The organism is Novosphingobium sp. KN65.2 (genome assembly GCF_001368935.1).
In the GTDB taxonomy this organism is placed as follows: domain Bacteria; phylum Pseudomonadota; class Alphaproteobacteria; order Sphingomonadales; family Sphingomonadaceae; genus Novosphingobium; species Novosphingobium mathurense.
In genome coordinates, this window is the sequence record NZ_CCBH010000196.1 from 1 (window position 1) to 12,947 (window position 12,947).

Genomic DNA, 12,947 nt, shown 5'->3' on the forward strand with positions numbered 1-12,947 from the left:
TCGTGAATAAGAGAGGCTAGCTGGCCGTCACTGTTACCAGAACCCTGTCTGAGTAATCGCCCGCTCGCGCCGTGAATGGTTCGACGGTCACTTCGAGCGGATGCAGGTCGCCTAGCGAATCCGTGCGCGTACCGAAATGGACAGCCTGGCCGCCTTTCACATCGACGAGGCTACCGTCCATGCGCAGCTTGTATGGAATGGCATCGCCAAGACTATCATGCGCCAGCTTGCCCATGTGGTCTGACTGGAAAGTCACCGAATAGGGCGATGTGCTCCAGATCCGAACACCGAAGGGGTCGGACACGTTCACCGCCTGGGGATCGAGTGTACCCAGATTGATCCCCGCGATCTCATTGTTGCCGGTAACGCCAACAATGCGCAGTTCAACCGAAGGCGGAACGTCGATCACGATGTTGAGGATCATCGTATCGAAGATGGTCCCGTCCGTGCCGATAAGCGAGAGTAGCAATTGCTCCTGGCGGGTGCCGGCAGACATGCCCCAGTCCCCGGGTACTGACAGGACGAAGGGCAGAGCCCGCCCGTTAGTGCCGCCAGAAATGCCGGGAACATAGACGTCGCTGTTGGACGTGCCGGGGCTGGTTTCCGTAGGCAGGATGTCGAAGACCGAACCGCCCGAACGCAAGATGAAGGCGACGCCTGACGAAGGCGAGGTGCTCAATCGGGCGACACGCAAGGTCGCGCCGCACTGACCATTGCCCTCATTGCGGAGGCGGATCTGAAAATTCTCGGAAGTTGGCGCGTTCGTGCCGATCTCCAGACCCGTGACCGTGACGGTCTGCGAAGACTGCACGAATTCCGGAGAACAGGTCTGGCCCTGGCCTTGCCCCTGACCGGCCATTGCCGGGGTAGCCGTCGCAGCGCTCAAGCCGAGTGCCGTTCCGAGAGCGACAAGAGATGATAGAATGCGCATGCCTGTCTCCTATTCGCCTGCCTGTCGCAGATCCACCGTATCAAGACGGTAGAGCCCCGAATTGTCTTTCGGCACGTTGATCACGAATGGACCCTGGTTGCCGTTCAGGGTCACCGTATAGGATTTGCCGGGAGCAAGCCCTATCAACCCGAAGCGACCGGCCGAGTTGGTGAAGAAAGGCATAGGCTGGAAGTCCTCATCCGGATCGTCGGCGTGCACGGTCCCCGAGATAAGCGAGACCGGTTCACCGTTCGAAACCAGCGTGCCCACCGCGCTGACGAAGTGATCGTTACCGACGGTGATGCGATAACCGCTGCGATAGGGCGGATCCACCCGCACCGTGCCGTCGCCGATGTCGTAGCCGGGTTGCAGGCTGTCCACGTCGTACTGGATGTCCTGCCCATAGTACGAGGAGAGGTCTCCCTGCACCGCCGCGCCCAGAATTCCACTGCGCGCATAGTACTCTGCCCCAGTCAGGCTGCGCGAGGTAATCACGGCATTGTCCTTCAGCGTCTCGTGGGGCTTTACCAGGGCAAAGGAGTCCCCGATCGGGCGGCCAATGCCGAAGCTTCCGCCCGCATAGGCAATCGATGTGCCGACCTGCAGGCGGGCACGTTGCTGATCGACGAGATGGCCGATGTCCGACCCTTGCGTGAACAGCGATGCACGTGCGTCGAAGCGGTTGCCGATGTAGTCCAGGCTACCGTCTGCGGATGTTTCGCCGCGCGTATCGGTAAAGCCGAGGTCGTAACCGATCGAGCCAACCGTACTGTCGTTGCCCTTTGACATCGTCGAGCGGAATGTTTCCGTCCGGCTGCGATAATCGGCATTGGCACGTACCCCACCGCCCAGGGCGAAGGAGAGCGCAAGACGCACACCGAAGTTGCTCGAATAGAATTCACTGTCGCCATACTCGATGCCTGCCGTCAGGCGGATGCGATCTGTCAGGCGGTGGATTACATCGCCAAAGACGGTGCTCCGGTTGCTGAGACCGCCGCCACGACGGGTATGGATCACGCCGATGCTGGCATAAGTGCGATCGGTGAACCCCTGGGTGAAATTCACGCCCAGGTTCAACAGGTCGAAATCGTTGGGCACGATATCGCCAATCGTATCGAAATTGCGGCTTTCGAAGTCGACATTGACGCTAATTTGGCTGGAATGGGTGAGGCTTGAGCCCGAACGATAGCGGTAGTTGGCGCGCAGGGCATAGCCTGTGCCGTTGTTGCCACGGCTGACGGCCGCTTCGACGTCGAACGCCCCCGGGATGACCTGGGGCACGAACGAGGCGGTGCCGCCCAACAGCTGCACACGTTCGGAAGCCTGCACAGCGCCGCCGAGGATCACGTTGCGTGACAGGGCCTTGCGGTAAAAGCCGGTGAATGCGGGATCCTTGCGGTAGTCCGGCTCGAAAGTGAGGTTGCCGGCGATCATGCCCAGCGCAAAGGAATACTCCTCATCGCCGGGCGCCAGGTCGAGGGGCTCGAAGAAGTAGTCGAGATTGACCGTCTGCTGCCGGCCGAAGGAATCGCGGATCTGCAGCTGGACGTCGTTAGAGCCAAGTTGGACCGGCAGGCTGGCGAGATCGTACGTTCCGGACTGGAGCTGGAAGGATTGATACTTCTGGCCATTGATGATCACGTCGACAGTCGAGGAGTTGTCGAGGAATATCTCGCGGCCACCCAGCCTTGCGGCAGGCAGGAATGGATCGAAGATCTGGCGGCTTTTCTCCACTGCGATACCGCCCAGGAAGGGCGTGCGCAGCAGTGTCATCGTGTTGAGCCTCAGATCGCCGGCTGAGAAGCGACGATACTTATCCGGCTGATCGTAAACGGCGCGAGTGGACCTGCGATAGAAGCTGTAACCTTCTCCGAACTGATCGGTGAAGGCACCGTCGTACTCCAGTACCAGGCCGCCTACCCTTGTCGCCCCGGTGAGAAATACGTCAGGATTGGCGAAGCCGGTATCCGAAAGGTAGTCGACGTTGGAGACGAGGTTGAGATAGGTGCTGAAACCTGCCGGGGCGATCACCGGCAGATCGATGCGAGCACGGTTCTCGCCTGCTTCACCCAGTGTTTCGACCCTGCGGATGGAGCCTTCGATCGAGGAAACCTGAAGTTCAAGGCGGCTGTTGTCGAATGCGAGGTCGACGCCCATCGGCTTGAGGTCGGCCGCAACGACATAGGGGCGCCCGGCAATCGCTTCGTCCAGCCTGACATGGCCGGTATCGTTGAGCAGCTTGTCGAGTTCGCTGCGCAACGTCTGGCTGTCGATCCTGACACCACCATCCTTGGCGACCTCGATGAGGACATCGCCAAGGACCTTGGTTCCGGAAACAAGCGGAACGGTGAAGGCCATGGCGCGCGAAGCGGTGCGCGGTGCAGGGATATCCGCGGCCCGCCTGTCCTGCAGGTTTTCCGGCGCTTGCGCGCTCGCTGCGGAAGCTTGCGCGTACGCGGCCCCGGACACCGCCATGGCATAGCTGCTGGCCAGCAGCCCAAGGGCAATTTTGCGGCCCTTCATGATCGGATCAGAGCTTTAGCTCGACCGACACAGACCCCTTGGCGAGGTCCTCGTCGACAGGAACGAAGAAATGCCTGTGCTTGCCCGGGGCAACGACGCCCACGCCGATGATCTTCGAGATCTGTTCGCCGGTGAAGCTCTTCTCGAAGGGTTCGCCCGCCGTCGTGGTTGCCTTGATTAACCAATCGGATGTGCCCGCGAGAAAGAAGCGATTGCCATCGTTGCCGACATCCACGGCAATGCCCTTGAGAGTGCGCGGCTTGCTGGCAGGAGCATCCTTGGGCGCATCGGGATCGACTTCGGTCGTTCTCTCCGAAAATTCGACGCTGCTGACGACAGGAAGCGGCTGCGTGCCATCGGGCACAACGTTGACCAGGACATTGTAGTTGATCACGACCTGAACCTGGGTCGCCTGGTCGGGCATCTCGACCGGCACCTGTCGGATCGACATATAGTAGATCTGCGAGGCCGCCATTGCCTGCTCGCCGACGTATTGAATGCGGAAGACCTGCTGCGAGCGGCTTTCTACGATCGCCTGCGCGGGAAAGACCAGGAATTCGTCGTCCGCCGGGGTGAGGCTCAGCTCGCCTTCGGGGCTGATATCGCCCCGCATCATCTGCACTTCATAGGGGATGTTGCGGGTGCTGTCGTTGGTCAGCTCGACGCGCGCGATCGAGTTGCGGCCGGCCGGCTCCAGATCGACGATCATCGGCGAGACCCGCGCTGCCTCGGCAGAGAGCGGGACAAGGACAAAAAGCGCGGCGGTGATTGCCGTCAGAATTCTGGAAAGCATTGATCCGCTCGCCAGGCCTGCGGCCCGGCGCCCCCCCAAAGTAAAGTCCGGCTCTTTTCGTGAGACCACTCGAACCAGCGCAGCCATCAGCCGTGGCATGTGGACTGCAGCAAGCAAATCAGGGGGAAGGCCGAGACCCTCCCCCTGTGCGCTATGACTCAGACGGGGCCGAGCGAAACGGTCGCGACGTCGCTGTACTGGCCAGCGAGCGGGCGCTTGGTGTTGACGCCGGCGGGGATGACGATGCGCAGGATTGCTTCGTCATGGAAGGCGTCGGTCTGCGTGCGGGTGCGGGTCTTGCCCGGGGTGCTCTCGGTGTTCAGGAAGACCGGCGAGAAGGCCGAACCATCCGAGGGACGCAGCGAAGCGTGGTAGTAGATGATGTCGGTGAAGTCGGCGGCATCGGGGCCGTCGTTGGCTTCATCGGTGGTGAGGCCGCCATTCGCGGTCGTCAGGGTGATGCCGGCCGCATAGTTGCAGCTCGCCCAGACGTTCTGGAAATTGTTGTCGTATTCGGTGGTCAGGGTCAGGGCGTCGGTGCCCGGAGCACGGTTGATCGAGAGGTTGCCGAAGTTGACGTTCTCGGGATCAGCGATGCTGCATTCCGGCTTCACGTTTGCGCGAATGCGGAAGTCCTTCGAGTCAGAATCCGCGGCAAAGGCAGGAGTCGCGATGACGGCGAAAGCCGCAGTGGCAAGAAAAAGCTTCTTCACTTGTTATACCCCTTCAAATTGCACTTCCATGTGTATGTGCCCGGGAAATGCGACCCTGTTATCACCGACTGCGAATCAATCGGCCCCGTGACGAAGGTTAGCTAACGGAAGAAAGTGGTTTGAAAAAGGATGTGAAATCAATGTGGCAGGGGTTGGCTGGGCAAACCTACGTATAATCCGCAGAATTGCGTTATTTTTGCTCCCCATAAAAGTGTGGGGTGTCCCCAACTGGAACAGCTCGGAGGCCATTCCTGTCTCGAACTAGCGATTAAGTCATTCTTTGAAAAGCCTTCAAAGCACCTCAGGAGATGTGTCCGTAAGTTAATTATCGATGCGGTTGCACCGTTTCTTGGGAAGTTCGGGTTGAAAGCCACGCCCTCCGGCCTCACCGAGGGCCGCAAAGACTTGGTAGATGCGTTATCCTTGCACGTATCCTTAGCAAAAACTAATCGCTCAATTGCCTTTCTCGCCGTACTCTCCGGCATTGTGGTGAGATTTGCCGAGCGCTTGGATGGAGCAAGGTTGCAGACACCAACGAGCGCGGCGTGGATCTCGGCCAATCCACCAGGGCTCCCGTGGCGAGGGCCTTTTCGACTTGGAACAGCGGAACCGTAGACGCTCCATATCAAGGAAATTCGCGAGATCGGTTCAGGGCTTGGCCTTGCTCGGTCTGACCTCTCCGTTCAGCAATTTGGAGCGTTCGCGCTGCTCGGCACAGTGTTGCTCGCGCCGCCTGGTGCGCAATGAAAAAGGCCCGGACAATGCCGGGCCTGAGTTTGGTGTTGGAGTCGGCAGTCGGATCTTTGACTTGGCCGGGTGCCAGACCTCCAATCAACTGCACTGCAGCATTATTTCTTTTGCAACTGCGAAGATAGTCCCTTTGAGGCAAGGTCCTGATCTGGGACGGCTTTTTCGCAAAGTGTTGCCGGTTGTCGCCAACCGACTGGGCCTCAAGCGACTGTGGGCATGGATTTCTTTGTTAAGCGGAGCACGAAAGTCGTTCGAAAGCCTGTCAATCGGGGGCTTGCGTCAAGGCTTCCTGGAGCGAGGGGGCTTTTGCGACTGTCGTGCTCCGTTGGGGCAGGTTTACTTGGCCGTCGACTTGGGCGCGGACTGCTTGGTCGCGCTCTTGTGCGTCATGTTCGCCTTGCAGGTCTTCAGCGCCTTGCCGGTGAGGCCCTTGCAGCTTGCGGTGGCGGCCTTGGTGTGGCTCGCCGTGCTTGCGGTCGCAGCGACGGCAAGACCCGGGGCGGCGAGCATCAGGGCGCCAACAATACCAGTGACGAATGAACGGGTCTTCATGTCTTGAACTCCAGTTTCGACGTGGCGTCATTGCCTGTCGAAACTCCTGTTAGACCCCGCATACCGTCCGCAGCATTTCCTGCAGATTACATCTTCGTCATGTTGGCGGGGGCACGGTGTCGCCATCCGTGTCCTGCACCGGAAGCCTGATCACCGCGCGCAGGCCAGGCTGGTTGTCTTCCAGAGCGAAGGTTCCACCATGCAATCGGGCCGTGGATGCGACGAGGGCCAGACCGAGGCCGGCTCCGGGCTTGTGTCGCGCGGGATCGAGGCGGCCGTAACGCCGTAGGGCAATGTCGCGCAGCTCGGCGGGAATGCCGACGCCATCGTCCGATACCGTGAGCACGACGGCGTTATCGTCCTTGCGTGCACTAAGGTGGATGGTGGTTCCTTCGCGGGCATATTTGCAGGCGTTCTCGATCAGGTTGCCGAGCGCCTGGCTGACGAGATCGCGGTGCAGGGAAATCGCGATCGGGACCGGGACCGTTGTATCAAGGCTGAAGCCGCAGTCTTCGACCGAGGGACCGTAGATTTCGCCGAGATCCTCCAGCAGGTCGCCCAGGGCGACGGTCTCGAAGCGTTCGCGGCCGATGCCGGCCTCGGCCCGGCTGATCTGCAAGGCTGTCGTCAGCATGCGCAGCAGGGTATCGGCTTCGGCGGAAATCTTCTCGAAAACCGCGAGGTCTCCCGGATCGCGGGTGTCGGCGAAGGCTTGCTCGATATGCGACTTGAGCCGGGTCACCGGGGACCGCAGGTCATGGGCGAGGCCGTCGGTCACCATTCTCAGTTCCTCGACGAGCAGTTCTATCCGCTCGAGCATCTCGTTGATGCCCGCTCCCATCCGGTCGAAGGCGTCGTGGGTGCCGTTGAGAGGGACACGGTGGGAGAGATCGCCCGCACCGATCGCCTCTGCCGTTCTGGCGATCGCGGCGATCCGCCTGGCGATGCTTCGCCCGACCTGAAGCGCGATCAGGAGCGAAATGGGAAAGGCGAGCAATGCCGCTGCGAACAGGGCTTCATCATTGATCTTCTGCAACTGCAGGCCGCTTTCAATGACGTGCCCGGTCAGCAGATGCGACCCGTCCCGCAGCGTGCTGGCAGAAAATGCCATGGCTTCCGGCGCCGTGGCGTCCTTTCGGTACAGGGTCAGCGTCGTCCAGTCGGTCGTCTCCCCGATAACCGGCGGCCAGTTGTCGAGATTGCCCGCAGCGACGGTGCCGTCCGGGTTGAGAAGGAGGATCACGGGTATGCCCGACTGCGGGAACTGCAGCCGGTCGCGAATTGCGGCAACGAGGGCGGGCTTGCCTTCCTTTCGGTATTCCGCGAGCAGTCCGTCCCGCAGCTCGGCGACGACGGCTTTCTGCTCGCTCAGGAGCGTTTCCTGCGAGGAAAGGCGCACGAAGTAGAGGATTCCGGCGGTCGCGGCGAATTGCGCGATGACCAGCATCGCGACCAGACGCGCAATCGTCGAGCGGGGCAGGAAGAACAACCGGCGCAAGCGTCAGCGCTCGGCGCCGAGCAGGTATCCCGCGCCGCGCACGGTGTGAAGCAAGGGTTCACCCAAACCGTTGTCGATCTTCTTGCGCAGGCGACTGATGTGGACATCGACGACGTTGGTGCCCGGATCGAAATGGTAGTCCCACACGCCTTCCAGCAGCATCGTGCGCGTCACCACCTGGTTGGCGTGGCGCATCAGGTATTCCAGCAGGCGAAATTCGCGGGGCTGCAGATCGACCGGCACGCCTGCGCGGCGCACCTTGCGCGATAGCAGGTCGACTTCGAGATCACGGCACGTCAGTTTCGTTTCCGCCTGCGGAGCGCTTCCCTTGCGCAAGAGCAGGCGAAGCCGGGCGAGCAGTTCGGCAAAGGCGAATGGCTTGGCCAGATAGTCGTCCGATCCTGCCAGCAGCCCTTCAACCCTGTCGTCGGGTGTTCCCAGCGCGGAAAGGAAGATGACCGGCGTTTCGATCCCCGCCGCGCGCAGCGCGTTGAGCACGGCCAGACCGTCCAGTCCCGGCAGCATCCTGTCGAGGATGATCGCCTGATACGTCCCGTCGCTCGCCTGGAAGAAACCGTCCCTGCCGTCTGTGGCATGATCGACGGTAAACCCCGCCTCGTTCAAGCCCTTGCATATGTAAGCGGCCGTGGCCTCATCGTCTTCGACGAGCAGAATCTTATGGCTCATTATGCCGATCAGCCTTGTGTTGCAGGACCAGCGTACGACGAATGTGATCCCTCACCAAGTCGAGATGCAATCGCGTCCCCTTGGCATTGGCGACATCGCGGCGGGCATCGCTGACGGATCTCACGGACTTGTCGTTGATCGCCACCAGACGGTCGCCCGCAGCAATCCCCAGGGCCTGTGCCTCGCTGTCCGTGCGCACGCTGGTAATGACAAGCCCGCGGGCAGGCGGCGTCGCCCTGGCGATGGTGAAGCCGGGCAGGGTATCGCGGTCCGCGTGGTGGATGATCGTATGGACCGCAAGCTTCTGTGCGCCGAAGAACAGGGCCAGGGCGACGGCCGCCAGCGAGAGCATGACACCTGCCATGCACAGGCGATGCAGCGAGGCTGGTGCAGGCCGGCTCATGGCGATCGGCGAGGCGATGATCGCGGGGCAGGGTGGTGGCTGATCGGGATTCCGACGGGCATGAACGAAAAATGCGACTGGGCCGCTCGCAAGTCACGTTACGCTTTCGTCATGTTGGGGCACCCCTGCCTTCCACTTTTTCCGGAGGTTTGTGCGCGGGAGAGCTTACGACTGTTACGAAACTGTAATCAAAGATCCATGGGCAGACCAACACAGTTGTCATACGAGTGGAGGGACAGGTCGAGAACGCCATGAGCGGCGTCGGAGGAAGCGCGCAGCCATGAAGAAACTGCTTATCGCACTGGCAGCGGTACTGGCTGCAGGAGCCGGCTTCCTCGGCTACATCGGATATTTCGGTGGCGAGACCTTCGTGCCGGTTGCTGCAAGCCCGCAGGCCACGGATGCCAAGGCGGGGCTGGCAGCCGTCGTGCTGTCGGGTGACATGGGCTTCCGGATCGGAATGGGGCCGAAGATCGCCGCGCGCCTGGCCGCAGACGGCATTCCCGTCATCGGCGTCAATTCGCTCGTCTATTTCCGGCATCAGCGTTCACCGCAGGAAGTCAGGACGCTGGTCGAGACCGCCATCGAAAAGGCGCTGACGTTCGGCCATGCCGACCGTGTGATCCTTGTCGGCCAGTCGTTCGGATCGGACATGATCCCGGTCGCGCTCTCAGCCATGCCCGGGCCGGTGCGGGCGAAGATCGCCAAGGTCATTATGGTCGTGCCTACCGATACGCTGTTTCTGCGGGCATCGCCGTCCGAGATGTTCAACTGGTCCAAGCCCGATGCAGACGCCATTCCGGGCGCGCGCAGGCTGACCTGGATCCCGGTCGTCTGTGTTTCGGGGGCCAAGGAAACCACGAGCCTGTGCCCGTACATGGATCAGCTCAATGTCATGCATGTGCAACTGCCGGGTGGTCACTATCTGAATGACGATGTCGATGCCCTTCACCGGGTGATATCGGATTCGATCCGTTCGGCGCGTGCAACCACGGCGAAGGAACGAGGATGATGCACTTCTATCGCATGCGATCGGTTCCGGGGTTGGCGGGCAAAGCGATGCGGCCATTGTTCGCAAGCCTGGCGCTTCTGGCAATTTGCATGGCTGGTTTTCCGGATGGCGCCAGCGCGCAGGTGCCACCGTCGCTGAACGGCGTCTGGGTGAATCCGAGCGGCACCGTGAAGGTGGAAACGGGCAACTGCGCCGACCGGCTCTGCGGTTGGGTGGTCTGGGCCTCGCCCGATGCCATCGACGACGCGCGCGAGGGCGGGACCGAGCACTTGCTGGGAACCCGGGTGCTCAGCGAATACGACCGTGTTTCGCCCGGAACCTGGCAGGGTAACGTCTTCGTTCCCGATCACGGTGCAACCTTCTTCTCGAAAATTCGCGAGATCGACAGGGATTCCATCCGGATCAGCGGCTGCCTGCTCCACGGACTGCTGTGCAAGAGCCAGGTCTGGCGCCGCGCTTGAGGACAGGCCAGGTCACCTTGCGCCGTTACGGCATGGCACTGTCCCGCTGGCAAAAGCCATTGGGCGCCGTCCTGACGCTGATACTCGGCGGCCTGGGTCTGTTTGCCCTGCACAAGTTGCTGGGTGAGATCAGTTTCCGCGAGGCCAAGGCCGCTTTCCATGGCATTCCGGCCTGGCGTCTCGGCATGGCCATCGGCCTGACTGCCCTGAGCTATCTTTTCCTGACGCTCTACGATGTCACGGCGTTGCGGATCGTGGGGCGGAGCGTTCCTTACCGCACGGCGGGGCTTGCCTCTTTCACCAGTTATGCGCTCAGCCACAATCTCGGGCTGGGCCTGCTCACGGGCGGAACCGCGCGCTACCGCATCTATTCGTCGGGCGGGGTGAGCGGCGCCGATGTTGCGCGGATCATCGGACTTGCCGGGATGACCTTTTGGCTGGGCCTTGTCGTGATGACGGGCGTTGCCCTTGCGGTGACCCCCGGAGCCATTGCACTGGGGGGGCTGCAACTCCCGGTTCTCATGGTGCGCGGGTTCGGCTTCGCCGTTCTTGCCGCCGTCGCCGCGGCGCTGTTCGCCGCAAGGCATTCGGGCCGGGCCGTGAGCGTCGCCGGATGGACCTTGCCGCTGCCTTCGGCGCGTCAGGCGCTTGTCCAGATCGTCGTTGCCTGCTGCGACATGGCCGCCGCCAGCGCCGCGCTTTTCGTGCTGGTACCGGGGATCGGGGCATCGCTCTTTCCGGTCCTGTTCCTGGCTTATGTTCTGGCCGTCGTGGTCTCGCTGATCAGCCATGTCCCGGGCGGCATCGGTGTTTTCGAAGCGGTGATCCTTGCCCTTCTGCCGCAGGTCGGAAGGCCCGAACTGCTTGGCGCGCTGATTGCCTACCGCGTCATCTACTACCTGCTGCCACTGGTGATCGCGGCCGCCGTCCTTGCCATTCAGGAGCATCGCCAATGGCGCGGGTCCGTAGGATCGATCCTCGGGCATTCGCAGGTCGTGGCCACCAGCCTTTCGCCGATCCTCCTGTCGATGCTCACATTCGGCGGCGGCGCGATGCTGCTGGTCTCGGGAGCGTTGCCGGGTCTGCACGATCGGCTCCGGATCCTGCGCCGCGTGCTGCCTCTGCCGTTCACCGAGGCGTCGCATATCGCCGCCAGCCTTTCGGGTACCGCCCTGTTGCTGCTGGCGCCGGGACTCTATCAGAGGCAGGACGGCGCCTTCCACCTGGCAAGGATCATCCTGCTCGCCGGTGCTGCCTTCAGTCTGCTCAAGGGCCTGGATTACGAGGAGGCGAGCGTCCTGCTGGTCATCGCCGGGTTGCTGCAGTGGACCCGGGCCGCGTTCTATCGGCGCAGTTCGCTGACCAGCGCCGGCCTCTCGCGTGACTGGCTGGTCGCCGTTGTTCTCGCACTCGGCCTTTCGTTCTGGATCGGCTTGTTCGCCTACAAGCACGTCGCCTATCAGAGCGAACTGTGGTGGGACTTTGCATGGCGAAGCAATGCGCCGCGCTTCCTTCGCGCCAGTTTTGCCTCCTCGGTCCTGCTGACGGCGGCGGCCCTGCATTGGCTGTTCCGAACCCGCGAGATTGTGGACGAGGCGGCCTTGCGCGCATTGCCCGAAGCGATCGACCCGATGGCGCTGTCCGATCGCACATATGCGGCGCTGGCCTACTGCGGCGACAAGCGGTTTCTCGTCTCGTCAGCCGGCGATGCCTTCGTCATGTATCAGGTGCAGGGACAGAGCTGGATCGTGATGGGCGACCCGGTCGGCAACCGGGAGCAATGGTCGGAACTGCTGTGGCGGTTGCGGGACATGTGCGACAGGTCGCAGGGGCGCCTGCTGCTCTACCAGTTGAGCGACCGGGCCTTGCCTCTGGCCATCGACCTTGGCCTGCAACTGATCAAGTACGGCGAAGACGCGAGGGTCGACCTCGACCGCTTCAACCTTGATGGTCCCGAAGCCAGGAGCCTGCGTTATTCCGAGCGCCGGGCGAGGCGCGAAGGCGCGACCTTCGAGATCGTCCCTGCCAGCCAGGTCCCGTCGATCATGGCCGATCTGGCAGCCATCTCGAAGGCATGGCTGCAGGCCAAGGGCCACACCGAAAAGGCGTTCAGCATCGGGGCCTTCGACCCACGGTACATGTCCATGTTCGATTGCGCGGTCGTGCGGCAGGAGGGGAGGATCGTGGCCTTCGCCAATGTCTGGAAGACCGATGACCGCGAGGAACTCTCCGTCGACCTGATGCGCCATACGGACGAAATGCCTTACGGAACGATGGACTTCCTGTTCATCCACCTCATGCTCTGGGGACGCGAAAACGGCTATCGCTGGTTCAACCTCGGTCTTGCGCCCTTGTCGGGAATAGAGGCGAGGCGGTTGGCCCCCGTATGGGCGCGGCTAGGCCATCTGCTCTACAAGCATGGCGAGGCCCAGTACGGCTTCGAAGGCCTGCGCGCATACAAGGAGAAGTTCCTGCCCTGCTGGGAATCGAGCTACATCGCAGGGCCTCCCGGTATCGGCCTGGTCCGCGCCTTGTTCGACCTGCAGACGCTTGTGGGCGGCGGACGGGACAGCGCGGCCCGCAAGGCCAGACTGTCCCAGGTCGCTTAGCAGGCGCGAACGGCG

General features: G+C 62.0%; 11 protein-coding genes. 3 read left to right on the forward strand and 8 right to left on the reverse strand.

Annotated elements, in window-relative coordinates; genetic code table 11:
• Positions 1-16: 16 nt before the first annotated feature.
• The 8 genes from SPHV1_RS20820 to SPHV1_RS20855 form a co-directional block, all read right to left on the reverse strand.
• Positions 17-931 carry a hypothetical protein gene (locus SPHV1_RS20820; RefSeq protein WP_156367413.1) on the reverse strand — a complete coding sequence of 305 codons (915 nt, stop codon included), beginning with the start codon at positions 929-931 and terminating at the stop codon, positions 17-19.
• 9 nt (positions 932-940) lie between these two features.
• The gene (locus SPHV1_RS20825; RefSeq protein WP_054947919.1) at positions 941-3,454 is read right to left on the reverse strand and encodes a fimbria/pilus outer membrane usher protein; all 2,514 of its coding nucleotides are present in this window, start codon (positions 3,452-3,454) and stop codon (positions 941-943) included.
• Positions 3,455-3,461: 7 nt separating this feature from the next.
• Positions 3,462-4,247 carry a fimbria/pilus periplasmic chaperone gene (locus SPHV1_RS20830; protein ID WP_054947920.1) on the reverse strand — a complete coding sequence of 262 codons (786 nt, stop codon included), beginning with the start codon at positions 4,245-4,247 and terminating at the stop codon, positions 3,462-3,464.
• 158 nt (positions 4,248-4,405) lie between these two features.
• Complete coding sequence (locus tag SPHV1_RS20835; protein ID WP_054947921.1) at positions 4,406-4,960, reverse strand: hypothetical protein; 555 nt, start codon at positions 4,958-4,960, stop codon at positions 4,406-4,408.
• Positions 4,961-6,046: 1,086 nt separating this feature from the next.
• Entirely contained in the window at positions 6,047-6,262 is a 216-nt protein-coding gene (locus SPHV1_RS20840; RefSeq protein WP_054947922.1) for a hypothetical protein, read from the reverse strand.
• A gap of 97 nt (positions 6,263-6,359) precedes the next feature.
• The gene (locus tag SPHV1_RS20845; RefSeq protein ID WP_054947923.1) at positions 6,360-7,760 is read right to left on the reverse strand and encodes a HAMP domain-containing sensor histidine kinase; all 1,401 of its coding nucleotides are present in this window, start codon (positions 7,758-7,760) and stop codon (positions 6,360-6,362) included.
• Between the two features lie 3 nt (positions 7,761-7,763).
• Positions 7,764-8,447 carry a response regulator transcription factor gene (locus SPHV1_RS20850; protein ID WP_054947924.1) on the reverse strand — a complete coding sequence of 228 codons (684 nt, stop codon included), beginning with the start codon at positions 8,445-8,447 and terminating at the stop codon, positions 7,764-7,766.
• Entirely contained in the window at positions 8,437-8,850 is a 414-nt protein-coding gene (locus SPHV1_RS20855; RefSeq protein ID WP_231634791.1) for a PDZ domain-containing protein, read from the reverse strand. The genes SPHV1_RS20850 and SPHV1_RS20855 overlap by 11 nt, the downstream gene beginning before the upstream one ends.
• Before the next feature lie 280 nt (positions 8,851-9,130).
• Here SPHV1_RS20855 and SPHV1_RS20860 point away from each other — a divergent pair, with 280 nt between their 5' ends.
• From SPHV1_RS20860 to mprF, 3 genes are all read left to right on the forward strand, one after another.
• Positions 9,131-9,862 carry an AcvB/VirJ family lysyl-phosphatidylglycerol hydrolase gene (locus tag SPHV1_RS20860; protein WP_054947926.1) on the forward strand — a complete coding sequence of 244 codons (732 nt, stop codon included), beginning with the start codon at positions 9,131-9,133 and terminating at the stop codon, positions 9,860-9,862.
• Between the two features lie 89 nt (positions 9,863-9,951).
• Positions 9,952-10,323 carry a DUF2147 domain-containing protein gene (locus SPHV1_RS20865; RefSeq protein ID WP_231634792.1) on the forward strand — a complete coding sequence of 124 codons (372 nt, stop codon included), beginning with the start codon at positions 9,952-9,954 and terminating at the stop codon, positions 10,321-10,323.
• Positions 10,324-10,355: 32 nt separating this feature from the next.
• Positions 10,356-12,932 (forward strand): bifunctional lysylphosphatidylglycerol flippase/synthetase MprF, encoded by a 2,577-nt coding sequence (mprF, locus tag SPHV1_RS20870; protein ID WP_054947927.1) that lies wholly within the window; start codon positions 10,356-10,358, stop codon positions 12,930-12,932.
• The last annotated feature ends 15 nt before the right edge of the window (positions 12,933-12,947 follow it).